The 26,692-nt window shown below is 54.9% G+C and carries 24 protein-coding genes and 3 tRNA genes; 18 read left to right on the top strand and 9 right to left on the bottom strand.

The window, feature by feature from the left end:
* Window positions 1-25: 25 nt before the first annotated feature.
* Together CIK74_RS10760 and CIK74_RS18785 are read left to right on the top strand one after the other, a co-directional pair.
* Window positions 26-952: a hypothetical protein gene (locus CIK74_RS10760; protein ID WP_096256209.1), complete on the top strand. Its 927-nt coding sequence runs from the start codon at window positions 26-28 to the stop codon at window positions 950-952.
* A gap of 91 nt (window positions 953-1,043) precedes the next feature.
* Window positions 1,044-1,202, top strand: a complete 159-nt coding sequence (locus tag CIK74_RS18785) for a hypothetical protein (RefSeq protein ID WP_170947847.1) — start codon at window positions 1,044-1,046, stop codon at window positions 1,200-1,202.
* 132 nt (window positions 1,203-1,334) lie between these two features.
* Here the strand turns inward: CIK74_RS18785 and CIK74_RS10755 are convergent.
* A tRNA-Ser gene (locus CIK74_RS10755) sits at window positions 1,335-1,426 on the bottom strand.
* Between the two features lie 63 nt (window positions 1,427-1,489).
* Window positions 1,490-3,580, bottom strand: a complete 2,091-nt coding sequence (locus tag CIK74_RS10750; protein ID WP_096256208.1) for a prolyl oligopeptidase family serine peptidase — start codon at window positions 3,578-3,580, stop codon at window positions 1,490-1,492.
* 138 nt (window positions 3,581-3,718) lie between these two features.
* On the opposite strand from CIK74_RS10750, the gene CIK74_RS10745 reads away from it, so the two are divergent.
* On the top strand, window positions 3,719-5,728 hold the full coding sequence (locus tag CIK74_RS10745; RefSeq protein WP_170947846.1) for an FAD/NAD(P)-binding protein: 2,010 nt from the start codon (window positions 3,719-3,721) through the stop codon (window positions 5,726-5,728).
* A gap of 49 nt (window positions 5,729-5,777) precedes the next feature.
* Here the strand turns inward: CIK74_RS10745 and CIK74_RS10740 are convergent.
* A tRNA-Ser gene (locus tag CIK74_RS10740) sits at window positions 5,778-5,865 on the bottom strand.
* Window positions 5,866-5,927: 62 nt separating this feature from the next.
* Here CIK74_RS10740 and CIK74_RS10735 point away from each other — a divergent pair.
* The 5 genes from CIK74_RS10735 (at window position 5,928) to CIK74_RS10715 (ending at window position 10,952) form a co-directional block, all read left to right on the top strand.
* The gene (locus CIK74_RS10735) at window positions 5,928-6,905 is read left to right on the top strand and encodes an NAD(P)H-quinone oxidoreductase (RefSeq protein WP_096256220.1); all 978 of its coding nucleotides are present in this window, start codon (window positions 5,928-5,930) and stop codon (window positions 6,903-6,905) included.
* Between the two features lie 110 nt (window positions 6,906-7,015).
* Window positions 7,016-9,250 carry a carbon starvation CstA family protein gene (locus tag CIK74_RS10730; protein ID WP_229677219.1) on the top strand — a complete coding sequence of 745 codons (2,235 nt, stop codon included), beginning with the start codon at window positions 7,016-7,018 and terminating at the stop codon, window positions 9,248-9,250.
* Between the two features lies 1 nt (window position 9,251).
* On the top strand, window positions 9,252-9,443 hold the full coding sequence (locus CIK74_RS10725) for a YbdD/YjiX family protein (RefSeq protein ID WP_096256205.1): 192 nt from the start codon (window positions 9,252-9,254) through the stop codon (window positions 9,441-9,443).
* 157 nt (window positions 9,444-9,600) lie between these two features.
* A complete protein-coding gene (locus tag CIK74_RS10720; protein WP_096256204.1) occupies window positions 9,601-10,050 on the top strand; it encodes a hypothetical protein in 450 nt (149 codons plus the stop codon).
* Window positions 10,051-10,109: 59 nt separating this feature from the next.
* Entirely contained in the window at window positions 10,110-10,952 is an 843-nt protein-coding gene (locus CIK74_RS10715) for an aldo/keto reductase (RefSeq protein ID WP_096256203.1), read from the top strand.
* A 602-nt stretch (window positions 10,953-11,554) separates the two neighbouring features.
* On the opposite strand, the gene CIK74_RS10705 is transcribed toward CIK74_RS10715, so the two are convergent.
* The 4 genes from CIK74_RS10705 to tmk form a co-directional block, all read right to left on the bottom strand.
* Window positions 11,555-11,626: transfer RNA gene (locus CIK74_RS10705), tRNA-Thr, on the bottom strand.
* An 85-nt stretch (window positions 11,627-11,711) separates the two neighbouring features.
* Entirely contained in the window at window positions 11,712-13,250 is a 1,539-nt protein-coding gene (locus CIK74_RS10700; RefSeq protein ID WP_240520527.1) for an alpha/beta hydrolase, read from the bottom strand.
* Window positions 13,251-13,299: 49 nt separating this feature from the next.
* On the bottom strand, window positions 13,300-14,454 hold the full coding sequence (locus CIK74_RS10695) for a DNA polymerase III subunit delta' (RefSeq protein WP_096256201.1): 1,155 nt from the start codon (window positions 14,452-14,454) through the stop codon (window positions 13,300-13,302).
* Entirely contained in the window at window positions 14,451-15,104 is a 654-nt protein-coding gene (gene tmk / locus CIK74_RS10690) for a dTMP kinase (protein WP_096256200.1), read from the bottom strand. Before tmk ends, CIK74_RS10695 begins: the two co-directional genes overlap by 4 nt.
* Window positions 15,105-15,249: 145 nt before the next feature.
* On the opposite strand from tmk, the gene CIK74_RS10685 reads away from it, so the two are divergent.
* From CIK74_RS10685 to CIK74_RS10670, 4 genes are all read left to right on the top strand, one after another.
* The gene (locus CIK74_RS10685) at window positions 15,250-16,407 is read left to right on the top strand and encodes a PLP-dependent transferase (RefSeq protein WP_096256218.1); all 1,158 of its coding nucleotides are present in this window, start codon (window positions 15,250-15,252) and stop codon (window positions 16,405-16,407) included.
* A 55-nt stretch (window positions 16,408-16,462) separates the two neighbouring features.
* Window positions 16,463-16,774: a DUF2516 family protein gene (locus tag CIK74_RS10680; protein ID WP_096256199.1), complete on the top strand. Its 312-nt coding sequence runs from the start codon at window positions 16,463-16,465 to the stop codon at window positions 16,772-16,774.
* 125 nt (window positions 16,775-16,899) lie between these two features.
* Complete coding sequence (locus tag CIK74_RS10675; RefSeq protein WP_096256198.1) at window positions 16,900-17,646, top strand: phosphoglyceromutase; 747 nt, start codon at window positions 16,900-16,902, stop codon at window positions 17,644-17,646.
* A gap of 203 nt (window positions 17,647-17,849) precedes the next feature.
* Window positions 17,850-18,152, top strand: coding sequence for a DUF4193 domain-containing protein (locus tag CIK74_RS10670; RefSeq protein WP_096256197.1), 303 nt, complete (start codon window positions 17,850-17,852; stop codon window positions 18,150-18,152).
* A 383-nt stretch (window positions 18,153-18,535) separates the two neighbouring features.
* Here CIK74_RS10670 and phoU read toward each other — a convergent pair whose 3' ends face one another.
* A complete protein-coding gene (gene phoU, locus CIK74_RS10665; protein ID WP_096256196.1) occupies window positions 18,536-19,189 on the bottom strand; it encodes a phosphate signaling complex protein PhoU in 654 nt (217 codons plus the stop codon).
* A 192-nt stretch (window positions 19,190-19,381) separates the two neighbouring features.
* On the opposite strand from phoU, the gene CIK74_RS10660 reads away from it, so the two are divergent.
* Together CIK74_RS10660 and CIK74_RS10655 are read left to right on the top strand one after the other, a co-directional pair.
* Window positions 19,382-20,596 (top strand): ATP-binding protein, encoded by a 1,215-nt coding sequence (locus CIK74_RS10660; protein ID WP_170947845.1) that lies wholly within the window; start codon window positions 19,382-19,384, stop codon window positions 20,594-20,596.
* Window positions 20,593-21,273 (top strand): response regulator transcription factor, encoded by a 681-nt coding sequence (locus CIK74_RS10655; protein ID WP_096256195.1) that lies wholly within the window; start codon window positions 20,593-20,595, stop codon window positions 21,271-21,273. The genes CIK74_RS10660 and CIK74_RS10655 overlap by 4 nt, the downstream gene beginning before the upstream one ends.
* A 104-nt stretch (window positions 21,274-21,377) precedes the next feature.
* On the opposite strand, the gene CIK74_RS10650 is transcribed toward CIK74_RS10655, so the two are convergent.
* Entirely contained in the window at window positions 21,378-21,917 is a 540-nt protein-coding gene (locus CIK74_RS10650) for a hypothetical protein (RefSeq protein ID WP_096256194.1), read from the bottom strand.
* A 348-nt stretch (window positions 21,918-22,265) separates the two neighbouring features.
* Between CIK74_RS10650 and CIK74_RS10645 the strand changes: the two genes are divergently transcribed.
* The 4 genes from CIK74_RS10645 (at window position 22,266) to rlmB (ending at window position 26,659) form a co-directional block, all read left to right on the top strand.
* Window positions 22,266-22,751 (top strand): CarD family transcriptional regulator, encoded by a 486-nt coding sequence (locus CIK74_RS10645; RefSeq protein WP_096256216.1) that lies wholly within the window; start codon window positions 22,266-22,268, stop codon window positions 22,749-22,751.
* Window positions 22,752-22,866: 115 nt separating this feature from the next.
* Window positions 22,867-24,108 (top strand): 2-C-methyl-D-erythritol 4-phosphate cytidylyltransferase, encoded by a 1,242-nt coding sequence (gene ispD, locus CIK74_RS10640; RefSeq protein WP_096256193.1) that lies wholly within the window; start codon window positions 22,867-22,869, stop codon window positions 24,106-24,108.
* Between the two features lie 69 nt (window positions 24,109-24,177).
* On the top strand, window positions 24,178-25,629 hold the full coding sequence (gene cysS, locus CIK74_RS10635) for a cysteine--tRNA ligase (RefSeq protein WP_096256192.1): 1,452 nt from the start codon (window positions 24,178-24,180) through the stop codon (window positions 25,627-25,629).
* A gap of 46 nt (window positions 25,630-25,675) precedes the next feature.
* Window positions 25,676-26,659 carry a 23S rRNA (guanosine(2251)-2'-O)-methyltransferase RlmB gene (gene rlmB / locus CIK74_RS10630; RefSeq protein ID WP_096256191.1) on the top strand — a complete coding sequence of 328 codons (984 nt, stop codon included), beginning with the start codon at window positions 25,676-25,678 and terminating at the stop codon, window positions 26,657-26,659.
* The last annotated feature ends 33 nt before the right edge of the window (window positions 26,660-26,692 follow it).

The raw sequence follows: 26,692 nt of genomic DNA, 5'->3' as shown, positions 1-26,692 counted from the left end.
CAGTTAAACAAAGTAGTCTGGAGATATGGAGATCGTCATCTGGCTCGTTGTTGCTATTGCTGTTGTTGCCCTCGGATACGTGTGGCTTCAGTCTGTCCGGAAGAAAAATACGGCACAGATTTCACAAGCCATTAACCGCGAGGCGGCGCAGGAAGCAAATGCGAAGTTGGATGACACCTCCCGCAAGGCGATTTACCGCAACCTCGCTAAAGGCGACGTAATGGGTGCTGTTCAGAACTACCGTGCCGTCACCGGTGACACCGTCAAAAACTGTGTGATTGCCGTGCGTAGCCTTGACGCTTACCCGCAGACTGCTCCGGCCAAAGAACTACCGGTAGACGAAGCCGAGATTCAGGCGCTTCGTGACAAACTCGAAGCGCAGATCACCGATTCTGACGACGACTCAGGGGTAGCGACTTCTGGTGCTGTAGCGCCGGACGTCGACCTGGAAAAGTCTGATGACCTCTGGGTGGTGCCCGAAGAGTGGAGTAACCAGTTCGGCTCGGAGCAGGAACAGAATGCCACACATTTTAAAATGGCATTTGAAGTTGAGGGAGAATCGCACGAGTTCTCCAGTGAACAGTTGCCTCCGAACGAGTACGATCAACTGTTTTCGATGCTGCGCGACGAGAATTTCTCCGGTGCCGCGCAAATCCTTCATGGACACACCGGACTACCCGTCGAAGACCTTGAACGAATGATCTCGACCTCGCCGATGGCGGGACAAAGTTCGCACGGAAACGTTGCGGATTTCCGTTTTGAAGGTCAGGGCCCAGAAGGTCCTGTGCACTTCGACGCAGCAGATCTTCCCGAACTGGAGCGTGAAGCACTCTTTGATGCTATCGCCGATACTGATCTAGAACGGATGTCAGAGATTATCGTGCGGCACACGCAACTACCCGAAGATATTGTGCAGAATATGCTGCGCACCTTCGTGAAACGCAAAGACTAGGTTTCGCATTTGAACGTTGCTTCGGTAGAGACAGTTGGCTATCGTGAGGGACTACCGGCCTTGTGTCTTCGCTCACGAAAGGAACCTGACGATGGAACCGAGTAATAAGAATACGGACCAGACTGTACCGCCCATCGGTGACGATGAACGTCAGAACGAACAACATAATGCAGATATAGCGCAGAAGCTGCGCGAAGCGGAAGAACGCATCAAAGAGGTCGCTCATGATGTGGAACGCGGTCTGAAATAAAGTTTGAAAACCCCTGAACTGATGGCAATAAATGCCGAAGTTTGGGGGTTAGTGCGTTAAACCGCATCCCGGAACTATGTTGTATGAACTGCCAAGAGAAAAAGTAAAACCCCCTAGTTTCCTAGGGGGTTTTGGCGGACACGGGGAGATTCGAACTCCCGGTCGAGTTTAACCCCGACACTTCATTAGCAGTGAAGCCCATTCGGCCGCTCTGGCACGTATCCATCCGCTGTTTCCAGCAAAATCTAGCCTACCTGAACATAGCCGAGTGTTCCAAAACGAGGGTGTTAACGTACCTGTCGCCACAGGAATTCGTAGCTAGTAGCTAGCATTCGCGCAGTGGAATCATTATCTGTGGATCCGGCGTGGCCGCCATTCTCAGGCTCATGGTAACGAACATTGGAGATTCCTAGGTCCATCATCTTTGCGGCCATCTTCCGCGCTTGTGACGGACCCACACGGTCATCGGTGGTGGTAGTCCAGATCAGCGATGCAGGGTAGTCCCCGATGGGGTGCGGTTGATCGGTCAAACGGTGTAGCGGGGAAAAGGTGCGCACGAACTCCCAGTCTTCGGGAACATCTGGGTCTCCATACTCAGCAATCCAGGAATGCCCGGCAGCGAGCTGGGTATAGCGGCGCATATCTAGCAGCGGTACCCCGCAGGAGATGGCACCAAACAGCTGTGGGTAGCCGGTGATCATATTGCCCATCAACAAACCACCATTGGAGCGACCGGTGGCCGCGAGACGTTCACGTTTGGTCACACCGCGGGTCACGAGGTCTTCGGCAATGGCAGCAAAGTCCTCATAAGCACGGTGTCGCTTTTCGCGTAATGCCGCCCGGTGCCACCCGGGCCCATATTCCCCGCCGCCGCGAATATTCGTCATGACATAAACTGGACGCCGCCCGTTGGCTGAGCGTTTGCTCAACCAGCCAACTCCCATTGCAGGGGAGTACCCAGGAGTCATGCTGTGTTGGAAGCCTCCGTAGCCGTCCATCAATACCGAATTTTCACCGTCGAGTTCCAGCTGCGCATCGGCTATCTGAAAATATGGAACACGCGTACCATCCTTTGAACGCGCAAAGTGTTGGGTCACCGCGAAACCACTGGCATCAAATCGTTCTGGTGAACGCTTCAGCACAGTAGCCGGTTCGCCGACAGAACCGCGAAGCAGCGTGGTCGGGGTGGTGAAACCGGTAATAGTCATCCAGTAGTCGTCGGCCGTTGCCGTGTCCTCATCGTCCACCGCGCTCACCGATACGCTGAGCATCGGGTCTTCCACAGGCAACGTGGACTGCGCAAAATTATTGCGCAGGTCAAAGACTAAAATCTGGGCGGCGACATCATGCAGCACCGAGACGAGTAAATAGTTAGCGGTAAAGTCCAGCCCTTGTAAGGAAGTCTTTGCGTCAGGAACGAACACCACTTGTGCAATGCGTCCATCGTCTAAGAAATCAGCAAGGTGGCTCAGCGCTAGGGAGCCTGCCGGGATCAGCTGGCCCTGATGCGTCCAATCGGTCTGTGGAGCAAAGAGTACCCATTGGCGGTGCAGACTGACCTGAACATCGGTGGGCACGTCAATTTTATGGTGGGTTCCGTCGACAATGATGCCGGTGTGGGAGTTGTAAAAATCGATGGCGTCAGTGGTGACGATACGTTCAAAACCCGGAGTTGAGTCGTAATAACAAAATGCCGCCACATGCTCCTGATCAACTTCAAAAACAACGTCGGCGTCAGCTAAGGATGCGCCGCGGGTTAGCTTTCGTGCTGTGGAAGCATAGGTGGAACGCGTCGTATTGGTTTCGTCGGTGGCCGAGGTGACAAGTAAGGTGTCTTCGTCGATCCAGCTAGCCGAGGTCTTAGCTACTGCTAGGTCAAATCCGTCCTCGATGAAGCGAAGATTTTCCAGGTCGAATTCACGAATTCTCACCTGGTCTCCACCATCGGGGCTCAACCTGATCAGGGCCTTACGGTGGGGTTCACCGGGCGTGGGGCGCAGGAATGAAGACCCAGCGAAATGCCACTGTGCACCCTGTGAAGTGGCGTACTGATCCATATCGAGTAGTAGCTCCCAAACAGGGCTCTCGCTGCAGTAGGAGTCCCAGGTGGTGCGACGCCAGATTCCTAACCGATGCTCGGCATCACGCCAAAAGTTGTAGTAGAAGTCGCCACGTTTGGTAACCATCGCAATGCGGTCCGTCGAGTCCAAAACCTTACGGATGGCCACAACACTCTGGGCGTAATCTTCATCGTGAAGTTCAGCCTCCGTTCGCTGAGTTTGAGTGCGTACCCAATCTAAAGCGGCAGCATCATGGATGCCCTCGAGCCAAGCGTATCGATCTGTCGTTGCCAGAGAATCGGAGGAGAATGAAGTCATAAACACAGTCTATGCATTGGACCGCGGAAGTGAACCGGTCACGTTGTAGGCGGCAAGTTCCGAGCGGTTGCTGCAGAGATGGCCCCAGAGCAGACCCAAGAATTTGCTAGGAGGTAATAATCTTGAAAGGTGAGCATCTTGTCGGAAGAAACCCAGCCGCAGTACAACATCGCTATCATTGGTGCTGGCCCGCGCGGTACCAGCGTCATTGAACGCCTTGCCAAACTGGCCATCAAAGTGCCTGAACTAGCAACGATGGTGCGTGTGACCGTATTTGACCCGTACCGCCCGGGTTCCGGGCACGTATGGAGCCCTAAACAGTCTCCGCACTTTCTGATGAATACACCAGCCTCATTCCCTACGGTGGCTCCAGAACGAGTCGTGACCGAGCCTGGACTTAGCTTCCAGCAGTTTGTTGACAACCATGGCGACGGACATCCACTAGATGAACGGGAAGCTGCAACCTTACGCAACACTCGCCGCGGCACCTATCCGCCACGAGCAATCTACGGATGCTACCTAGAACATGTATACGACTCCTGTGTTCAGGTACTCGATGCACATCCAAACATTGTGGTGAATTACGTTCCTGCCGAAGTTATCGCGGTTCGACCACAAGGTATCGGATACCAACTCGAGTACGAGGTTTCGGGCCCTGCCAATCACGGTACGGAACAAGTAACAGTCGATACGGTAGTCCTGGCCTTAGGCCACCAAAGCTCTGAATTGAACCCCTGGCAAAAGCAGTTACAACGCGCAGCGGAACAGGCAGAAGCTATCTATCTGCCCCCCGCTGTGCCGGCTGACGTCGACTACTCGAATTTCCACGCAGGCGAGCCCGCACTCCTTCGTGGCATGGGACTTAATTTCTTTGACGGAATGGCAGAGCTGACCCTAGGCCGTGGCGGAATCTTCAAGGAAGTCAGTGACGAGCCCGGGCAACGCTTTGAATACATTGCCTCGGGACAAGAACCGCAACTCATTGCAGCCTCGCGTCGAGGAACACCGTATTGGGGCAAACCTGTAGTCGATGAATTCATCCCAGCCGAAATCAGCCTGCGCTTTTTCCATGCCGAGGATCTGATTATTAAAGTCGTCGAAGCCCGTCGCTCGAACCCAGAAGCAGCCCTAAGTTTCTCCCGACATATTTGGCCGCAGCTGCACCGCGATATTTTGTGGGCGTATTACTCACAATGTGCGAGTATCGAAGCCGCCAACACGATCGAGGACCCTACGGTATTCCTGGTTGGAGTGGAAGATATCCTCGAAGCCGAGCACCACGAAGGAAACCAAGTATGGCTTAGCGAATTGCGGACCTACATTGAGCAATTCCCGCATCTAAGCTGGTTAGATATTCCGTCACTAGCTCGACCGTTTGACCAGATTGGTTTTGGCTCCCACGAGGAGTATCAACAGACAGTGCGAGAGTATCTGGCTGGCAACGCTCGGCATAGCGCTGGGGGACTGTCAGACCCACTGTCACGGGCGATCATGACTATGAACGCAGGGCGCATGGTGATCAAGGATTTGGTCACTAAGGGGATCTTGGACGAACAGTCGCGAATTGAAGAGGTGCAGACACACTTCGAACCACTGGTCGAGGGGTTGTCTTCCGGTCCGCCCCTAGAACGGATCGAACAGCTACTGGCGTTGTCCCGCGCCTCACTGGTGCAGTTCATTGGGCCGGAGCCGGAATTTGGTTTTAATGATCTGAGCGGCAAATTCACCGCCTCCTCACCATGGGTCGACACTGACGTCTACGAGGCCAAAGTGTTATGTGAAGCAATGATGCCAGCCAACCGGGTATTGCAAAACAACACGGCGCTGATTACTCAACTTCTAGCGGAAAAGGTTGCACGTGCGCATACCTGGCGCAACGCGGAAGGTGAACAGATGACAGGGTCTGGATTTGATGTTGTTGGGGAGCCACATCGGCTCATCAATGGAGAGGGTTTGGCCCACCGCGGAGTCTTTGTCCTCGGGTTGCAACTATCATCCGCACAGTGGGGCACCGCCATTGCAGCTCAGGCCGGAGACACCACAGATCCTGCGGCGCAAACCTTGCGCGATGCGGAGCAAATAGTCATAGAAATCGCGCGCATGGCCGGAGTCAATTTGGAAGAGCTCTTGGCAGGAAGCGCTAAATAAGAAAGTCTGGGCGGGTAGATCATTTGATCTACCCGCCCAGACTGTTACGCGGATGGTAAGAGATTTGAACTCTTGGTACGGGGTTACCGCACACTGGTTTTCAAGACCAGCTCCTTAGGCCGCTCGGACAACCATCCAACCCGAAAAATTATACGCTATGAACAAGCCAAGAGAGGAATCGACTCAGATGAGCAACACGATGAAGTCCTACATCTACGCCAGCGCAGGTGGTCCGGAGGTGCTTGAAAGCCAAACTCGCCCTATTCCAGAGCCCGCTGACCACGAGGTATTGATCAAGGTGGCCGCGTTCGGATTGAACCGTGCTGATGTGCAGCAACGCAAGGGTGTGTACCCGCCGCCTCCAGGGGAAAGCGATATTCCAGGACTCGAAGTTTCAGGCGTTATCGCTAGGGTCGGAAAGCAAGTTACCGGGTTCGCAGAAGGTGACCACGTGGCGGCACTGTTGGCCAGCGGCGGATATGCCCAGTACGTCAGCGTGGATGCATCCCACTTACTGGATATTCCAGAACAGCTGGACTTAGTCGAAGCGGCCGGACTGCCTGAAGTGGCTTCCACTGTTGTTTCAAATATTTTCCTTGAAGGCCAGCTCCAAGCAGGCGAAACGTTGCTGATTCACGGTGGCTCCGGAGGTATTGGTTCGATGGCCATTCAATTAGCTAAGGATGCCGGGGCGACGGTGATCGTCACCGCCTCCTCAGAAGAGAAGATCGACTATTGCAAATCGTTGGGTGCCGACGAGGGGATCAATTATCGCGAAGAAGACGTACTTCAACGAATTCGCGAACTGACCGATGCAAAGGGAGCAGACCTCATTCTTGACGTGGTGGGAGCCAAATACTTGGCGATGAACCTCAAGGCGCTCGCCGTCGGTGGGCGCCTTGTAATCATCGGATTGCAAGGTGGAGCAAAGGCCGAGCTGGACCTGGGCACGTTGATGGGTAAGCGAGCTCGGGTTATTGGTACGACACTTCGTGCCCGCCCGGCAGCGGAAAAGACCGCAATAGTTGCCGAAACCGCGCAACGTATCGCACCGCTTTTGGGCTCGGGGAAACTACACCTGAACGTCACCAAAAAATTCGATTTTGAGGATCTGATCTCGGCGCATGAATATTTTGATTCGGGAACGCATGTGGGAAAAATTGTAGTTAGGGCTTGATTTACTAGTGCCCTCTTCGCGTAAAGTGACCCTGTGGTAGTACCACGTGACTCGTTCCACAGGGGCTGGTCATCAACATCACTTGAAACTTTCCGAGGAGGCTGCTCTTAGTGAGTACCCAACAAGCACTTCCGCCATCTGGTGTGGACCCAGAAGTCGCCGAACGCGAGGATAAGCGTTGGACTCCGTTGCGTATCGCAATCTGGGTTGTCATCGCTTTGATTGGCGCCGTGGCCTGGTCCATGCTGGCCTTTTCCCGTGGCGAGACTATCAACGCGATCTGGTTTGTGTTCGCTGCCGTAGCAACCTATCTCATTGCCTACCGTTTCTACGCGAAATACATTGAGCGCAAGATTGCTAAGCCAGATGACTTCCGGGCCACGCCGGGCGAATACATGAACAACGGTCGAGACTTTATCCCAACCGACCGTCGGGTGCTGTTCGGGCACCACTTCGCAGCGATCGCCGGAGCCGGGCCGTTGGTCGGTCCGATCCTCGCTGCCCAGATGGGTTACCTGCCGGGAACCATCTGGATCATCTTGGGTGTTATTCTTGCCGGTGCCGTCCAGGACTATCTGGTCTTGTTCTTCTCCATGCGTCGTGGAGGACGTTCGCTGGGTCAGATGGCTCGCGAAGAGTTGGGACTAATTGGTGGTACCGCGGCACTGATTGCGACTCTGGCTATCATGATCATCATCGTGGCGATTTTGGCTCTGGTGGTTGTGAACGCGCTGGGTGAATCGGCTTGGGGCGTCTACTCCGTGGGTCTAACGATCCCCATCGCCCTCTTCATGGGCATCTACCTGCGCTTTATACGCCCAGGCAAGATCCTAGAGATTTCGCTTATCGGTTTTGCCTTGCTGATGTTTGCCATCGTCTCGGGTCGCTGGATCGCCGAATCGGCTTGGGGAGCAGAATTCTTCCACCTAGAACGCACCACCATCGCGTGGGCGATCATCATTTACGGTGTGATCGCGGCCGTGCTACCGGTCTGGTTGCTGCTTGCTCCGCGTGACTACCTCTCGACCTTCATGAAGATCGGCGTCATCGGTCTGTTAGCCGCGGCCATCATCGTGGTCCGACCAGAGATCGACGTTCCGGCATTCTCCGAGTACGCCTCGCGTTCTGACGGCCCGGTAGTATCGGGCTCCTTGTTCCCATTCTTGTTTGTCACCATCGCCTGTGGTGCGCTCTCCGGCTTCCATGCGCTTATCGCTTCGGGAACCACCCCGAAACTGGTCCAGAAGGAACGCCAAACCCGCTTTCTCGGTTACGGTGGCATGCTCATGGAATCGATGGTGGCCATCATGGCGCTGGTCGCCGCGATCTCTATTGATCGTGGAATTTACTTCGCCATGAACTCCTCGGCTGCGGCTACCGGTGGCACCGTAGAAACTGCTGTCGCGTTCGTGAACTCCTTGGGTCTGGCAGGTGTCGACTTGATTCCAAGCCAGCTGACCGAACTCGCAGCAAATGTGGGCGAACCATCGGTGGTATCGCGCACCGGTGGCGCGCCAACGCTCGCCGTGGGCATTGCCGTGATCATGAATCAGTGGTTCGGTGGCGTGTCCATGATGGGGTTCTGGTACCACTTCGCCATCATGTTTGAAGCACTATTCATTTTGACCGCTGTAGATGCGGGCACACGTGTAGCTCGCTTCATGCTGCAAGACACTATCGGTAACTTCATCCCTAAGTTCAAGGACACTTCGTGGCGGCCCGGAGCCTGGTTATGTACGTTAATAATGGTGGCCGGGTGGGGGTATATTCTCATCCTCGGAGTGACTGACCCGCTGGGAGGAATCAATACGTTCTTCCCACTGTTCGGTATCGCTAACCAGTTGCTCGCTGCGATCGCCTTGGCCGTGGTGATGACGATTGTTGCCAAGCGTGGCAACTTCAAGCACCTCTGGGTCATTGTGCTGCCGCTGGTCTTCACCGTCGTGGTTACCTTTATTGCCTCATGGCAAAAGATTTTCTCCCCGGATACCAAGGTGGGTTACTTCTCCAACCACAATGCGTTCAAGGACGCCTTAGCTAATGGAGAAACCTCCTTCGGCTCGGCGAAGAACATCGAAGCCATGGAAGCCGTTGTGTATAACACCGGAGTTCAAGGCTGGCTTTCGGTCATCTTCCTGGTCCTCACGGTGATCGTGATCGCCGCCGCCGTTGTTGAAACTATCAAGGCTAAGAAGCGAGGCGGTGGAGTGAATACCGAGGATCCATATGTAGATTCAAAGATCTTCGCACCGCAGGGGATCATTTCCTCGCCGGCAGAAAAGGCTCTTGAAGCTCAGTGGAAAAACGTTGCTCCAGAGCAGAACGTAAATCGTGGTGGGCACTAGCATGCTCGGACTTCGCGCAAGGCTGGATCAGGTGGCGCGCTTTATGGAAGGTGTGATGGGTGCTGACAAGTATCGGCAGTATCTTGAGCATCTAGCTAAAACCCATCCGGACGCTGAACCGATGTCGGAACGTGAGTTTTGGGTTGACTACACCGACTGGCAAGAGAACAACCCGCAAGGGCGTTGCTGCTAACCGGTAAGTCGCTTCAGTCAAGGAGCCTTGGAATTCGAAATAATTCGAATTCCAAGGCTCCTTTGGTGTTATGCGATGCCACAGACCGGGGAAGATTTGGCGGTGGCCGGTAGTCTGGTATTAGTTTATTTGGTAGCGACCTAGCAAAAAGAGTGTGATGGGTTTTTTCTCGCGTTTACGCGATCAACGTGCAATTAGCCGTGATCTTGGGCAAGGTGTCTGGCGCCGTGCCCACGATAGGTTTGTGCGCTCCTTGGACCGTGTTTTTCAGGTTCTAGAAGGAATCGAAGACAACGACTTGTACAACGAAGTTGTTGTGCGCGCTAATGAACTAGCCGACTTGCTCCCGCAGGTGCGCCAGCTTTGCATCGATTCGCAGAAGCTGACTCCCAGCGAAGATGAGCACATCCCGCAGGCGACATCTCAAGTACACCGAGCACTGACAAAGTCAGCCAATGACTTGGCGACCACTGCGCAGGTGATTGCGATGATGCGCATGCAAGCTAAAGATGGCGAAGAAACTAATCTGAAGCCTGTTGAGCACAGGGCCCAAATCGTTAAAGATGATGTTTCGCAGGCGGCTAAATTGCTTGCTGACGTTAAGTAAAAGGGAAAATCGTGGTGCCAGTCACCCGTCCATCCAGATTCATGCACTAAATTAGTTGCATGATCCAAACTGTTCCACAAACTAATTTCCATGATGGTAACTGCATCGACCAGATCGGCTACGGCGTCTGGAAGGTCGCAGACGCTGAGGCTGAAGTCGCGGTAGGTAAGGCATTGAATGCCGGATACCGACATATTGACACCGCACGTATCTACGGAAACGAAGAAGGCGTCGGACGGGCTATTGCTAGCAGTGGCATTCCGCGTAGTGAAATCTTCGTAACTACCAAAGTCTGGAACTCTGATCAGGGTTACGACAAAACGATCGCCGCAGCCGAGGCTTCTCTAGAGCGGTTGGGCTTGGACTATGTCGATCTATATCTGATTCACTGGTTGCAGCCGCAGCGTGGCACCTACGTGGACACCTGGAAGGCGCTGATCCAGCTTCAGAAGGACGAAAAAGCTACCTCGATCGGCGTCTGCAACTTCACCGTTGAGGCGTTAGAAGAACTCTACGAGCAGACCGGAGTACGTCCGGTGATAAACCAGGTGGAAACCCACCCGTACTTCCCACAGACCGAACTACGTGTGTACGAAGCTAAGCATGGCATCGCGCACGAGTCATGGTCTCCTCTAGGCCATGGCGGGGAATTGCTAACGGACCCAGTCATTGTTGAGATCGCGGAAAAGCATCAAGCCAGCGCAGCGCAGGTAGTAATCGCTTGGCACCTGGCCGTGGGTAGCGTAGTGATTCCTAAGTCGGTCACCGATTCACGGATCATCGAGAACTTCGAAGCGATTGAGCTGAAGCTTGATGACGAGGATCTTGCAGCGATCAACGGCTTAGATCGAGGTGCAGAGGGTCGTATCGCAGCGGACCCCGCTGTTTCTGATTTCGAGTAATTCCTAGTCTGTCCCAACTTAAGCCAAGGCCTGAACTTCGCTCAGAAGCTTAGGCCTTGGCTTATTCGTTGAACGGTCATGCGGGCGTTTCTAGACCCAAACCTCGGCGCTTCCAGCGTGGCGACATCATCAAGTCAGCAGTCATCGCCCGAATCCGATATCGGATTAACTATGTATGGCCGCGAATCACCCACGTTGAATCGAAGCCTATTTTGAGGCGTATAGCATAGAGATGGATTATGATTAATCTAATCAAACATGCTTATTCGAAAGTGACGAGTTGATAAATAAAAAACCAGGCAACGATACTTTAATCTATTTTTGGCTAATGATTGTGCTCAGCGTGATCGGATTCCTATTGCAAGCCATTGGCCTACAGCGGTCGTATCAGGACGGCGGGAGCAATATTCTGGCGCTTTCAGGCTTCGAAATCGCCGGATATGGCTGTTTCTTAGTCTCCTTCATTTTTGGAATCGTTGTCACACACAAGATCATCGCCATGATGATCCATTTGGTGCATGCGCGAAGTCGCTAAGCGAAGAAGAAAACGAAAAACCCCGGAACCACGTGTTTTACACGGTTCCGGGGTTTTTCTTCAGCCGAGCCCCCTGGCGGATTTGAACCGCCGACCTGCTCTTTACGAGGGAGCTGCTCTACCCCTGAGCTAAGGAGGCCGATACCTGTAAACAGGCACCTCGTAACTTTATCTGAGTACGTCGGAGATCGTCAAAACGAGTCCTGGCTGTGAAGCTGAGATGCTCAGCATTGAGTTCCCTCTTTGGGTGCTTTGCCCTCGATGAGGTAGCTCTCCACTGCATGGTCAATGCAGTCGTTAGAACGACCGTAGGCAGTGTGCCCATGCCCTTCATAAGTTAACAAGGTGGCATTAGATAGCTGGTCGGCAAGCGATTGCGACCACTTGTAAGGGGTGGCAGGATCCTCGGTGGTACCGACGACAAGAATTTTATCTGAGCCCTTTGCCTCAAGCTTCTGAGGAGTACCAGTTGCTGGGTATTCCCATTCCTTGCAATTTAGTGCGTAGTAGGAAAAATATTTTCCAAGTGTTGGGGCGACGCGCATAAGCTCAGTAGCCTGTGCCTGCATGGTCTCGGGATCCGAATCCATGGGCCGGTCAAGGCAATTGATTGCAACGAAGGCTTCATCCGCGTTTGAGGTGTACACCCCATCTTGGTCCCGGCTGTTGGAAAGGTCTGAAAAGTACAGAATCGGGTCAACGTTGCCGGACATGGCTTCGGTCATGGCGGTGCTCAGCATTGGCCAGCTGGAGTTGTCGTAGAGCGGAATGATGAACCCATTGACGAAGTCGATGATGGGAACAGTTCGTCCATCGCTGGATACTAGCGGCTCATTCTCAATCTGAGTAAAGAAGAGCTGCAACTGCATCTTGGCTTCTTCAAGCGTTCCGTCGAAGGGGCATTGCTCGCCGTCCAAACAACTTTGAAGCCAGGCATCGATTTCTCCTTCAAAGCCAATTGCTTGCTCTTTATCTAGCTCTGCCATGGTAATCGTGGGATCCATCGCGCCGTCTAGAACTAAATTACCCACGCGTTGCGGAAAGAGATCTGCGTAGGTAGCACCAAGGAATGTGCCGTAAGAAAAGCCTAGATAATCTAGTTTTTCGTTCCCCAACACTGCGCGAATGATATCTAGATCCTTGGCTGCGGAGACGGTATCTACATGTCCAAGGAGGTCGCCAGTATTTTGTGCGCAGTCCTTGGCATAATCTTTACTCTGCTCAACGAGCTCTTCGCGGTCTTCGGGAACCCATGCTCGCAAATTCTCTTGCCGGCTCTGGTCTTTCTCCTCATCCGTTTCGCACTGAACCGGGGAGCTTTCGCCCACTCCTCGAGGATCGAACCCGACAGTGTTAAATTCGCGCTTTACCTTGTCGCTAAAAATGTAGGGTGCTGTTTCGGTAAGCATCTCCATCCCAGATATGCCTGGGCCACCCGGATTAATCAGAAGATTTCGCTTTGCACCCTCGGATACGCGCCGGTTGAGCGCTAGATCAATGTTTTGATCCTCGGGGTTGGCGTAGTCCAATGGGACCTGAACCGTAGCGCACTCGACGCCGTTTTCGCAGGGCTCCCACTGGATGTCCTGCTCGTAGTACGTGACCAAGTCGCCTTGGACTTCCGGAGAAGCGCTAGGTTGATTCTGAGATACCGATGAATCGGGCGTGCTGTTAGTCGGCTCGCCTCCGACACAGGAAACCAAGGCGAGGGATAAGACCGCGCCGGCGGACGCTAAGCGGAGCAATGAAGAACGTGCAGGCACTGTTGCGTCTCCTGATTAGAAGGAATGTGAGAAATGAGTGGTGGCAGGACTAGCGGCGTCCCGGTTTAGGGAGCAACCGAGCCATCAGGGCCTCCAGCGCAATAAGCTGATTAACGTTGGCCGCCAGTCGCTGCCTGGTTTCGTTAATGGCGTCCAGCTGAGCCAAGGTCTTTTCGCTGCGTTGGGAAGCAGCATAAGGCTCTAGCTTGTCGCGCAGATGCTCGTTGATTAACTCAATCCCCGAATGTAGTTGCAAGCTGAGCACATCTCGGAAGAAAGTGGTCAAATCTATCAGCGTCCGGTCAAGGGCATCAAAAGTGGCACGCCTGGCGAAACGCTTGGCGTTTTCTTCCAAAGATTTAAACTGGCCACGTAATCCAGGTGGAATATGTTCCTCTTCACCTAGCCCATTTGCATGGCGTAACTCTGCTATTTGTGCGTTGAGTTGCGAACCGGTCATTGCCTCGGCTTGTTCACTAGCCAGAGTCGAGATTTCCGCGGCGGCCGCCATTGCTTGCGGAAGGGTAGAAAGTCGCAGCGGCAGCGTGACAACCTTTTCGCGGCGCTCGCGAGCTTTTTCATCGCGAGCCAATAGCCGCGCTACGCCGATATGCGATTGTGAAACACGAGCCGCAAACTGTGCCATCTGCGGGTCTAAACCGTCACGTCGAACTAAGAGGTCTGCCACGTCGGTGGCGGAGGGCACCGACAGATTAACTGCTCGGCAGCGAGAACGAATGGTGACCAGCACGTCAGCAGGCGAGGGGGCGCAGAGAATCCAGATCATCATTGCTGGTGGTTCTTCAATGGCCTTCAACAAAACATTGGTCGTTCGTTCAGTCATCCGGTCGGCATCTTCAATGATGATGATGCGCCACTTACCTTTTCCTGCGCGTTCTTGGGCGCGAGTAATCAAATGGCGAACATCTTCGATTTGATATGCGACCTTATTCGTCGACACAAAGGACACATCAGGGTGGTTGCCTGCCATTACCTGCTTGCAGGCTTCGCACTGACCGCACCCTGCTGGAGTTTGGGTGCATTGCAATGCCGCAGCGAACGCCCGCGCCGCGGTGGTTCGTCCGGAGCCCGGCGGGCCGGTCACCAGCCATGCATGAGTCGGGTTTCCTTGATCTACTTCAGCTATCAGTGAGTCGGCCACTCGCTGTTGGCCGGCGAGCTCGGCAAAGACCGGCCGGCTCACAACAAGCCTGCAAGGTGCGTAGTTATTTGCTCTTGGAGCTGCGCAATGCCGCCGGTGGCATCAATAACCAAGTAGCGCTGCGGGTCTTTCGCTGCCAGTTCGAAGAATGCGTTGCGGATACGCTCATGAAATTCATCTGGCTCGGCTTCTAGTCGATCGGCCTGCTCCACGCCGTCGGTAGCTGCGATCCGCCGGGCGCGGCCATCAGCAGCGGAAATATCCAAGATGATCGTGACATCTGGCTTCAGCCCGGAGGTCGCAAAATCGTTGATGGAGGCGACGGCATCAAAGCCTAACGCCCGTCCCATGCCTTGGTAGGCCAATGAGGAATCGACAAAGCGATCGCAGATGACATGAGTCCCGGATTCTAGCTTTGGTTTAATGAACTGTTGTACGTGAGCCGCGCGCGCAGCGGCATACATCAGCGCTTCGGTCCGCGAATCAATCTCGCCGTGACCATGCTCAAGCACTAAAGAACGTAACTTCTCACCGATTTGGGTGCCGCCGGGCTCCCGTGTGGTGGCCACGCGGGAGCCACGATTTTCCAACCACTGGCGGGTCATGTCCACTTGAGTGGATTTGCCGGCACCGTCGCCGCCTTCAAAGACGATGAACAGGCCACGCTGGGATGCAGTCGAATCGATACTCACCCCTCTACCCTAGCTAACATGGCCGAGTAAAAAGGTACTTTAGCGGGCCACGGACCTAAGAGTGACGAACAAGCCGAGTCATAACGTGTGCTTCCAGCGTTAGCGCTTGTGCGATGCAGTGGTTGACGGGCGTAATCTGGTGCTCATGAGTGAACAGCAAGATCTTTCGACACCAACGCCATCATGGGACCCCAAGACGCTGATCGTCGCTGGGGGACGCCCTGCGCATACTAACGATGGTCCGGTCAATCATCCGATTACCTTTACCTCGACCTATCACTCGCATGGTTTGGCGGGCGCGGGAGATCGTGTCTATGCACGATTCTCGAACCCTAGCTGGGATCCTTTCGAGGAAGTGTTAGGTCAGCTAGAGCAAGCAGATTATCCGGCTTTAGTCTTTTCCTCTGGGATGGCGGCCATCTCCGCGGCGTTGACTCTGGTTCCCGAGGGTGGCGTGCTTGTATTACCAAAACATTCGTATAACGGATCACTGGGCTTGAGCGCAGAACTGCAAGCGGCAGGCCGATTCACCGTCCGTCCGGTCGATGTCGCTAATACCGATGAGGTGCTCAGCGCGATGACTGGCGCCGACGTGCTCTGGCTGGAATCTCCAACCAACCCTATGTTGGAAGTCGCGGATCTTCCTGCCTTGTTGGCCGCGGCGAAGGCCGCAGGAGTGTTGAGCATTGTGGATAACACCTTCGCCACACCCCTGCTGCAACAGCCGTTGACCTTAGGGGCAGATCTAGTGGTCCATTCGGTGACTAAGTACCTTTCGGGGCATTCGGATTTGATCCTCGGCGCGGTAGTCACCAGCGATGAACAATTACGTAGCAAATTACATGGGCACCGCACCTTGCATGGTGCTATTGCCTCGCCGATGGATGTCTTCTTGGCTTTGCGTGGTGTGCGTACGCTCTCGGTGCGAATCGAACGGTCTCAGGCAAACAGCCAGATCTTGGCCGAGCGTCTTGCGGAGCACTCAAAGGTGACCTCGGTGCGATATCCGGGGCTGCCCTCTGATCCCGGACATCAGCGCGCTACCGAGCAGATGAGTGGTTACGGATCGGTGATTTCCTTTACCGTAGGTGCAACTGCCGCTGACGCGGACAAACTCATCGATGAGCTTGCCTTGATTACCGGTGCTACCTCACTGGGCGGGGTAGAAACTCTGGCTGAGCGCAGAGCCCGCCATGCTAATGAACCTGACAGCGTTCCTGACAATCTGATTCGCCTCTCGGTAGGCATCGAAGCGGTAGAAGACCTGTGGCTAGATCTTCATCAAGCCTTGGAATTGATCTGAAGACTCGCTCAATAGTGGTTGCCTCGTCTACCTGCACAAAAGGTAGAGTGTAGACATGGGCTTAGCATTATTAATTGAGGCGTACATGATGTATGCGCTCAGCATTGTTGTTGGCATAATCGCCATCTGGGCATTAGCTGACTGCGTGCGTCACCAGGCGGCACGCTACACCCAAGAGGGTAAGCGCACCAAGGGCTGGTGGATGGCGTTGACCGGTGGTGCCACGATCATTTCGGTACTTACCGTGGTCTCCGGCCCGGCGAGCAGTGGAGGGTTCCTGCAGCTAATCTCCGCCTGTGTCGCTTGCGTGTACCTGGCTGACGTCAAGCCTGCGGTGAGCGGCCAGAGCGGCAACTGGTACAACTAATCCGGCTTTACAGATGAAACTTTTGACACCCCTAACTTCGCCAGATGAAGTTCGGGGTGTTATTTTTTTCCGCGGCAGCTTAACTTTCGCGCAGTAGTTGTGTGCGATTGGCTAGGATGGAGACTATGACCCATACTTTGATCTTGCTTCGCCACGGGCAGAGCGAATGGAACGAAAAGAACCTGTTCACCGGATGGTACGACGTGAACCTAACTGCCAAGGGTCGTGCCGAAGCCGCACGCGGTGGCGAGCTGCTGACTGAAGCCGGTTACAAGCCTGAGGTGCTACATACCTCGTTGCTGACCCGCGCGATCACCACCGCCAACCTCGCACTTGAGGCTGCCGGTCGCGGGTGGATCCCAGTGCATCGTGACTGGCGTCTGAACGAACGTCACTACGGTGCGTTGCAGGGCAAGGATAAGGCGCAAACTTTGGCCGAGTTCGGCGAAGAGCAGTTCATGCAGTGGCGTCGTAGCTACGACACTCCGCCACCGGCCTTGGACGATGCCTCGGAATTCAGTCAGGCTAACGATGAGCGTTACGCCGAACTAGGCGAGAACGCTCCACGCACCGAGTGTCTCAAGGACGTACTTGAGCGGATGCTCCCGTACTGGGAAAACGAGATTAAGTCTGACCTGTCCGCAGGGAAAACCGTCTTAGTCACAGCGCACGGTAACTCGTTGCGTGCGTTGGTTAAACACCTGGACGGAATCAGCGATGAGGCCATCGCCGGCCTGAATATTCCTACGGGCATCCCACTGGTTTACGAACTGGATGAAAACTTCCAGCCAATCACCGTTGGTGGAACTTATTTGGACCCAGATGCTGCTGCCGATGCGATCAAGGCTGTAGCGAATCAGGGCCGTAAGTAGTCCTTATTCGATTTTTTCTGTGGCGGACCGGTGCTCTCATTTTTCATGAAAGCACCGGTCCGCCTCGTTGTTTCTTAAGCCTAAAATCCAAATGAATGACAGGCTGTGAGCGAAACAACGCCACACGATTGTGTTTCTGGTATTAGTATGCTGTAATCTCCTATTTCGAATAGGCTCAATGGCTCACGTTAGGAATGCAATTCGTGGCAACTGATTACGATGAAGTCCGCCCGGACGTTGCCGAGGCGCGTAAGGCTTCTCTAGACGCGGTTAAGTCCGCAAACGCACCAGACGCCAAGAGCGTTGTGCGCGAACTCGACGAGGCCGATCACACCGACGGTATGGACCTGCCAGGTGCAGACCTGTCCAACGAGGAACTAACCGTTACGGTTGTTCCGCAGAAGGAAGACGAGTTCATCTGTGGCTCGTGCTTCTTGATTCGTCACCGCTCACAGCTAGTTCGTGAAGAGGGCAACGTAGGTTTCTGCGTTGAGTGCGAAGGCTAATACCCAATCTTAATATTGGTCCACTTCAGGTGAACCAAAAGTAATTAAGGGATGGAGCATCTACTGATGCGCCATCCCTTAACGCTTTAAGGCTCTGAATCGGCCAGCGAATAAGACGCAACATTAGGCAGTAACCATTCCAGCGTTCAATGCCGTGTCATCGACGCGTAGACCCTGCGTGGGCAACGGGCGCCTAGTGGGGGTGCATGGCCGGGAAATGGACCTACACGACCCTAGGGCGCATATCTTGAAGTTTGCCTTGGTCATCTTTCGTAAACGACTTTCCCTACGCCGCGCACGGGCAAAAAAACGGCGGTGCGTGCTATCGGAATGAACCGAAAGCACGCACCGCCGTTGAATTTTAGGGTCCGAATGGATTGAGTTTAAAACTCGGCCGGATCCCATTCGCCGGTTACTAGGTAGGTCACCTTGCGGGCTACGGATACCCCATGATCACCGAACCGTTCAAGGTAGCGGCTGGTCAGCGAGACATCTACGGTGGTTGGCGCCGTGGCATCCCAGGATTCGTCAGCAATCACGGTGAATACGCTGGCGTGCAACCCGTCCAGCTTGTGGTTCAGTTCAATGATTGCCCTTGCGATCGCCAGATCACGGGTGTCAAGCAGACGCCCTACTTCCTTGGCAATCTGAATATCTACCTCCGCCATCTGTGCGAAGGTCTCAGAAATTCGCTCCGGGATTGCGTGATTAGGGAAACGCAGTCGGGTTAGCTGAGCTAAGTGGCGTGCGAGGTCGCCCATGCGCTCCAGTGAAGCGCTCATGCGCAACGAGCCCACAATCATGCGCAGGTCCGAGGCAACCGGCCCCTGCAAAGCGAGGGTGTCGATGGCGCGCTCGTCGAGCTGGTTCTGAAGGAAGTCGATTTTCGCGTCGGCCGCGATGACTTCCTGTGCCAGATCAACGTCGGCGTTGGCCAGCGAGTCCCAAGCGCGGTCCATGGCGATGGCCACTAGCCGGGACATTTCGATCAGCTCTTCGCCGATTTGCTGCAGATCTGCCTGAAATACCTTACGCATTGAAGGTCCTTTCGAGTTACGGAATCCTATGCCCCTGTTTTTGGGCATGGCGGAGGGTCTGCTTCCACCTTGCCAGCGGGTTATTAACGAATATCCCACGGAAAGTGAACGTTTGGTGAACAGCCTACAGAAAAGCGCTAATTAGCGTCATCTGGCACCTTCACCACGTGTCATGGAAGCTAGTCTAATAATGTGAACGAAGTGATTTCGACCCTGCTCGCCGGCCTGATCGGTTTGGCCTTGGGACTAGTTGGGCTGGCCGCCTACCGCTTTTCGCAGCGGCGTGCCTCCGGGCTTCCCGATGTTGACGAACCGATACTGCCCGAAGGTGCCGCCTCGGTACTATCGGTCATTGGCCGCGCGTTTGTGATCCTGGATGACGTGGACGGCGTGGTTCGTGCCAACCCTGCCTCCTATGCTTATGGGCTGGTACGCGGACACACGCTGGTCCATGAGGAACTGGCCACGTTAGTGCGTCAGGTACGCGCCGATGGGGTTATCGCCGAAAGCCAATATGAGCTGCAACGTGCCACCTTAGGTGCGGGACAACTAATCGTGCATGTTCGTGTGGCCCCGCTAGGCGAAGAATATATCCTGCTGCTGGCCGATGATCGCACCGATATCACCCGCACCGAGGCGATGCGTAACGACTTTGTGGCGAACGTATCTCACGAGCTGAAGACCCCGGTCGGTGCGATGTCGTTGCTGGCTGAGGCAATCAATGACGGCGCGGATGACCCGGTTGCGGTACGCCGCTTCTCTACCCGTATGCAAAAGGAATCTAAACGTCTGGCAGCTTTGGTCCAGGACATTATCGAATTGTCCCGGCTACAGTCCAGTGATTCGATCCTGCACGGTGAGGACGTAGCGATCGAATCGGTGATCAGTGAGGCTGTTGATCGCAATAAGCTACTGGCCGAGGAAAAGGGAATCAGCATTACCGTGGGTGGGAAGCTCGACGTGGCGATCCACGGCGACGGTGATCTGCTGATGACGGCCCTGCGTAACCTGATCGACAACGCGATCCGCTACTCGCCGCCAAATACTACCGTCGGGGTAGGGCTGCGTCAGCGCGATGGCTACGCACAGATTTCGGTCACCGACCAGGGCCCGGGGATCTCCGCCGAGGAACAGGAACGCGTCTTTGAACGCTTCTACCGGGTGGATGGTGCGCGTTCGAGGCAAACCGGCGGTACCGGCCTGGGGCTGAGCATCGTCAAGCACGTGCTCGCAAACCATGGCGGCGAAGTGTCGTTGTGGTCGCAGCCCGGACAGGGATCCACGTTCACACTCAGGCTTCCCATAGTGGATGAAGAAGGGGCCGAGCCCTCGGAATTGGCCACCGATACGACGAATGATAAAGCGAGCGCCACAAGCGTGGCGGATCGTGAAGGAGAACGCCGATGACCCGCATTTTGATCGTCGAGGACGAAGAGTCGCTCTCAGACCCACTTTCCTACCTGTTGGAACGTGAAGGTTTTGAGGTGCGCATCGCCGACGATGGTATTGTGGCTGTCACCGATTTTGAGCGCCACGGCGCCGATCTGGTGCTGCTTGACTTGATGCTTCCCGGACAGCCGGGCACCGAGGTGATTCGGCAGATCCGCGCCACCAGCCAAGTCCCTGTCATCATGCTCACCGCCAAGGATTCGGAAATCGACAAGGTGGTGGGCCTTGAGCTCGGCGCGGATGACTACGTCACCAAGCCCTACTCCTCACGTGAACTCCTGGCTCGCATCCGTGCGGTACTTCGCCGTCAAGGTGAGGCCGAAGAATTGATCACCAATGTGGTCACCGCCGGCCCGGTACGCATGGACGTTGAACGCCATGTGGTCTCGGTGAGTAACGCCGAGGTGGCCATGCCTTTGAAGGAGTTTGAGCTGCTAGAAATGTTACTGCGCAACGCCGGCCGGGTACTTACCCGTGGTCAGTTGATCGATCGCGTGTGGGGCAGTGATTATGTGGGGGACACTAAAACTCTTGACGTGCATGTGAAGCGACTGCGTTCAAAGATTGAGGCGGATCCTGCGATACCGGAACACCTGGTAACCGTGCGTGGCCTCGGCTATAAGTTCGTAGCCTAACCACCCGAGCAACACCGAGAAACAACAAAGGCTTCGGTCTTCGACTGATTCACTCTAGGAGAGAATCGTCGAAGGCCGAAGCCTTTATTTATTGCTTGAGTTGCTTAGTGGCCCGAGGTTGACTCGTGCTCGACCGGCTTCAGGTGCTCGGTAGTGGTTGAATCGTAACCGCCCGGAACGAAGTCACGGTATTCGGCGAGGGTGCCATCGACAACTGGAACGCTGAAGTTTACGTTTTCGCCGGCGGCGGTGAAGGTAGTCTCTGCATGCTCACCTGGTTTGACACCCAGCGAGGAGATGACTTTTTCGTTCTTGTCATCTTCAAGCTTGACGACCTGGTTGGCAGGAACATCGATGCTCACGGCTGCGGCTGAGCCGGCCTTGATCTGCACGCTGACTGCGCTATCTGAATCGTTGACTACCGAGCCGATGAGGCGAGCTTTGGAGTCGTCGGTGTTTGCGACGAACATCAGGTTGCGAACCTCGGCATTGGCAACATCAACATGGATGCCATCGGATGCGTTGTACTGGTCGGTAGTCGACTGCTGGTTGATGGCGCCACAGCTGGTGACACCGAATGCCAGGGCAGCCACGGCTAGGGACGTAGCGATACGACGTCCAGCGGTCATGCGTGCGGTGATCACGGCACTAACTCCTCGGTGAGAATAATGAGTTGCGGATTCGCGGCCATTTTCGGTGTTCCGCACCCAAGGCGCGGGGGAACACGAAGACCACGACTAGTACTAAGCCTAACCGTAATTCGGCTTAGAACGTGATTTAGCGACGTGCAACACATCGATTTCGACAAGTTGTAGTAGGTTGTTGCGGTTTGTGGGAAAGGGGTGGTCCGCTCAACCTGTTAACTTCATACCACGTTTCTCCCGCAAGTGGAAGAGGTTCTTCCGCGTCTTTTCGGGGTTATTTGGGCCATAGTGAAGATTTTCGCAAGCCTGCTCGTGGTAGACTGGGAGGTGGGAAAGGGGTTTATTCACATGGTTTTTGAGGTTGGCGAGACTGTTGTCTACCCGCACCACGGCGCGGCAATGATCGAAGAGATCAAAATGCGCAAGATCAAGGGCGAAGAGAAAATGTATCTCAAGCTCAAAGTGGCTCAGGGCGACCTGACCATTGAGGTTCCAGCAGAGAACGTTGATCTGGTTGGCGTGCGTGACGTGGTAGGTCAGGAAGGCTTGGACCATGTGTTCGATGTCCTTCGTGCTGAATTTACTGAAGAGCCGACCAACTGGTCGCGCCGTTACAAGGCAAACTTGGAAAAGCTAGCCTCCGGTGATGTCATCAAGGTGGCAGAGGTCGTTCGCGACCTTTGGCGTCGTGAGAATGACCGTGGCCTGTCCGCAGGCGAAAAGCGTATGCTCTCCAAAGCCCGTCAGGTATTGATCAGCGAATTGGCTCTGGCCAAGGACCTGGATGAGACCAAGGCAGAAGTTCTACTGGACGAAGTTTTGGCTTCCGCCTAAATTTTGTTAAGTCAGTAGCAGCAGATGCTTAAAGACAATTAACCGTGGGACGCCGCAAAGCGACCCACGGTTTAGTCATTTAATCAGTTCCGCGTTGCGCGATAGGCTGAGCCTCGTGAGCGAGCAACAAGAACAATCTGTAGCAGTAATCCTCGTGGCAGCAGGGACGGGAACCCGTCTAGGTGCCGGGATGCCCAAAGCGTTAGTGCAGGTGCGCGGAAAATCTTTAGCCGAGCACGCATTAGATAGCATGCTTTGTGTTCCTCAGGTCAAAGAAATTATCGTGGTGGTACCCCCGGAGGATTCCCGGCTGACCGAGAGACTATCCGGCTATCCGCAGCTGGTGCGCACGGTCCCCGGAGGAAGCAGCCGAGCTGCCTCAGTACGTAAGGGGCTTGCCAAGGTGAGCGCGGACGTCAGTCACATTCTGGTGCATGACGCTGCACGAGCCTTCGCACCTGTTGCCCAATATGAGTTAATCCTTGCTGAACTGGGTAAGCCCGGTGTGCAAGCGGTCATCCCTGCATTGGCGGTTACTGACACCATCAGTGTGGTGGCCAGCGACCCAGAGACCGGCAGTCAGATCGTGGTTCAGACCCCGGACCGAAGTACTCTGCGTGCGGTACAAACTCCGCAAGGATTTGCCGCGCAAACTCTGCTGGCAGCTCACTCACGACTGGATCATTACAGCCTTAAGGATTTAGAGCGAGTCACCGACGATGCGTCGATTGTTCGCGCCTGTGACATCGAAGTACATATTGTTCCCGGCGACGCGCGGTCACTCAAGGTCACCCACCCAGAGGATCTAGATGCGGTCAACCGGCTATTCGAGCCAGCACAGCGGAATCAACTGGAGCAAAACATGGTCATCCCACGTATCGGCAACGGCATCGATGTTCACGCGGTCAGCACCGATCCGACACGACAAATGTGGCTTGCGGGGCTGTTCTTCCCAGATGACATTGGGTTATCCGGGCATTCGGATGGGGACGCGGTAGCCCACGCAGCCTGCGACGCATTGTTCTCCGCCAGCGGTATAGGTGATCTAGGCACGCACTTCGGGGTGGATCGACCAGAATTTGCTGGTGCCAGCGGTGTGAGCCTGCTTGCAGAAGCCGCACGCCTAGTTCGCGAGGCGGGATTCGAAATTGGGAACGTCGCAGTACAGTTTGTGGCCCGCAGACCACGCTTCGCGGCCCGCCGCGAGGAAGCTAACCAATTGCTTTCCGACGTGCTTGGTGCCCCGGTGAGCGTCACCGCAACAACGAGCGACGGATTGGGCTACGAAGGTGAAGGAATCGGGGTCACCGCGTATGCCACTGCACTGGTCTATCCGGTGGTTCCAGAGGGCCAGTAGTCAACACTTCGATGCGTTCCTTATCGCATCCCTGCACAACCATGGGTTTCTTCGGATAACCTTAAAGATGTGAGCCTGCGATTTTATGACACCAAGACTGCGTCCGTACGAGACTTTAAGCCGTTAACCGACGGCGAAGTGAAGTTGTACTACTGTGGCGCAACCGTGCAGGGAATGCCGCACGTGGGTCACGTGCGTAGTGCTATTGCCTATGACATCTTGGTCCGTTGGCTCGAATACCGTGGATTTAACGTCACCACCGTGCGTAACGTCACGGATATCGATGACAAGATTCTGGAAAAGTCGGCGAACTCCTTCGCCGACGGCTTTACCGCTGATCAGCATTACCAGCCACGCGAAGCCTGGTACGCGCTGGCCTACCGCTTTGAACAAGAATTTGCTAACGCTTATGCGGCACTTGGGGTACGCAGACCAACTTACGAGCCACGTGCAACCGGGCATATTACGGAAATGCATGAGCTGATCGAAACGTTGATCTCCCGGGGGCATGCCTACCCGGCGACCGATCACTCCGGGGATGTGTACTTCGACGTGCGTTCATTCGAAGCCTACGGTTCATTGACCCGACAGAAGATTGATGACATGCAGGCTGCAACCGACGCAGATCCGCGTGGCAAGCGGGACCCGCGTGACTTCGCACTGTGGAAGGGGCATAAGGAAAGCGACCCGATCACCGCATCATGGACCAGCCCATGGGGACGCGGACGTCCCGGATGGCACTTGGAATGCTCGGCCATGGCGGCTAAATATCTCGGTACTCACTTCGACATTCATGGTGGGGGACTAGACCTACGCTTCCCGCATCACGAAAACGAGTTGGCACAGTCAACTGCCGCCGGCCAAGGATTTGCCAACTACTGGATGCACAACGGCATGGTCACCTATGCCGGAGAAAAGATGAGCAAGTCCATTGGCAATACGATTTCTCCGGAAGAAATGTTGCAGTTGGCCGAAGCCCGAGTCGTTCGATACTTCCTGGGTCAGGCTCAATACCGTTCACAGTTGGATTACCGCCCAGACTCGCTGACCGAGGCAGCGGCCGCGGTAGAACGTATCGATACTTTCATTTCTAACGCTAACTACCGGGCAGCAAACACCGATAGCACGGTGCAAGCAACCTCGGTGCCCGAAGCCTTCGGTGCGGCGATGGACGATGACCTCAACGTGCCCATGGCGCTGGCCGCATTACACGAAGCGGTGCGCCGCGGAAATGCCGGGCTGGATGCGAATGATGACGCAATCGTGTTCGAAGCCCTCGGCCAGGTGCTGGCCATGACTGAAGTTCTTGGACTTGATGATGCACGTAGCAGCTCCAACGCTGCGCACAGCGCGGAAGCGGAAGTGTTAGACACTCTGATCCAAGCGCAACTAGCGGAGCGAACTCAAGCGCGAGCCGCGAAAGACTGGGCGCGTTCGGATGCTATTCGAGACGCGCTGGCTTCCGCGGGTATTACCGTTGCTGATTCAGCCGACGGTGCCCGCTGGACACTGACCAAATAACCGCACCCGCGGCCAATATAAGAATTTATAACAAAGGACAGATCAAATGAGTACTCCTCAAGAACGCGCGGGAGCGGTTCGTAAGGGCAAAAAGGGCCCAACTAAGGGCAGTGGCGGCAAGGGCCGTCGTTCCCTAGAGGGCAAGGGCCCCACCCCGAAAGCCGAGGATCGTCCTTACCACAAGGCATACCGCACCAAGGAGCTGGCCGAACGTGCTGCTAACAAGCGCACCGCAGCTAAGCGCAACGACCGCATCAAGGTTAATGCGGAAATGGTTACCGGCCGTAACTCGGTTGTTGAAGCTTTGCGCGCTGGAATTCCAGCCAAGGCGTTGCACGTTGCTATTCGTATCGAGGTTGATGACCGCGTACGTGAGTCGTTGAAGCTTGCTAACGAGCTTGGCATCCCATTGATGGAAGCAAACAAGGTAGAACTTGAGCGGATGACCGACGGTGCAATCCACCAGGGCCTCGCCCTGCAGATCCCACCGTATGAGTACAAGGACGCCGTACAGCTGGCACAGAAATCCGTGAAGGATTATGCCCGCGGCTACAAGCGCACCCAGCCACTGTTCATTGCTTTGGACGGTATTACCGATCCTCGTAACCTTGGCGCCATCATTCGTTCCGCCTCGGCCTTCGGCGCTGACGGTGTGATCATCCCAGAACGTCGCAGTGTCGGGATGACCGCTTCGGCTTGGAAGACCAGTGCTGGTGCTGCGGTACGCGTACCAGTTGCTAAGTGCAGCAACCTGACCAATGCCTTGAAAGAAATCAAGTCTGCCGGAATCTTCGTGATTGGTCTGGACGCTGGCGGCAATATGGATCTGCCAAATCTGGAACTAGCCACCGGTCCACTGTGCATCGTTGTCGGTTCCGAAGGTAAGGGCCTATCCCGCTTGGTTCGCGAAAATTGCGATGCGATCGTTTCGATCCCTATCGACTCCGCGATGGAGTCATTGAACGCTTCGATGGCTGTGGGCATCTCTCTATACGAGGTTTCTCGTTTGCGTAACGCCGAAAGCAAGTAAGCGCATAAATTACAGTTGGGCTGGTTTCCCCGT

This window comes from Glutamicibacter sp. BW77, from assembly GCF_002332285.1.
Taxonomy (GTDB): Bacteria; Actinomycetota; Actinomycetes; order Actinomycetales; family Micrococcaceae; genus Glutamicibacter; species Glutamicibacter bergerei.
The sequence above is the reverse complement of the archived record's forward strand: the minus strand, read 5'-3'. Positions and strand labels throughout refer to the sequence as shown.

What these genes read in the sequence shown, in the direction of transcription:
- CIK74_RS10675 (WP_096256198.1), top strand. Translation starts at nt 16,900, where the DNA reads ATGACCCATACTTTGATCTTGCTTCGCCACGGGCAGAGCGAATGGAAC.
- CIK74_RS10720 (WP_096256204.1), top strand. Translation starts at nt 9,601, where the DNA reads ATGGGTTTTTTCTCGCGTTTACGCGATCAACGTGCAATTAGCCGTGAT.
- CIK74_RS18785 (WP_170947847.1), top strand. Translation starts at nt 1,044, where the DNA reads ATGGAACCGAGTAATAAGAATACGGACCAGACTGTACCGCCCATCGGT.
- CIK74_RS10735 (WP_096256220.1), top strand. Translation starts at nt 5,928, where the DNA reads ATGAAGTCCTACATCTACGCCAGCGCAGGTGGTCCGGAGGTGCTTGAA.
- CIK74_RS10725 (WP_096256205.1), top strand. Translation starts at nt 9,252, where the DNA reads ATGCTCGGACTTCGCGCAAGGCTGGATCAGGTGGCGCGCTTTATGGAA.
- phoU (WP_096256196.1), bottom strand. Translation starts at nt 19,189, where the DNA reads ATGCGTAAGGTATTTCAGGCAGATCTGCAGCAAATCGGCGAAGAGCTG.
- CIK74_RS10750 (WP_096256208.1), bottom strand. Translation starts at nt 3,580, where the DNA reads ATGACTTCATTCTCCTCCGATTCTCTGGCAACGACAGATCGATACGCT.
- CIK74_RS10760 (WP_096256209.1), top strand. Translation starts at nt 26, where the DNA reads ATGGAGATCGTCATCTGGCTCGTTGTTGCTATTGCTGTTGTTGCCCTC.
- CIK74_RS10685 (WP_096256218.1), top strand. Translation starts at nt 15,250, where the DNA reads ATGAGTGAACAGCAAGATCTTTCGACACCAACGCCATCATGGGACCCC.
- rlmB (WP_096256191.1), top strand. Translation starts at nt 25,676, where the DNA reads ATGAGTACTCCTCAAGAACGCGCGGGAGCGGTTCGTAAGGGCAAAAAG.
- CIK74_RS10680 (WP_096256199.1), top strand. Translation starts at nt 16,463, where the DNA reads ATGGGCTTAGCATTATTAATTGAGGCGTACATGATGTATGCGCTCAGC.
- CIK74_RS10655 (WP_096256195.1), top strand. Translation starts at nt 20,593, where the DNA reads ATGACCCGCATTTTGATCGTCGAGGACGAAGAGTCGCTCTCAGACCCA.
- CIK74_RS10645 (WP_096256216.1), top strand. Translation starts at nt 22,266, where the DNA reads ATGGTTTTTGAGGTTGGCGAGACTGTTGTCTACCCGCACCACGGCGCG.
- CIK74_RS10715 (WP_096256203.1), top strand. Translation starts at nt 10,110, where the DNA reads ATGATCCAAACTGTTCCACAAACTAATTTCCATGATGGTAACTGCATC.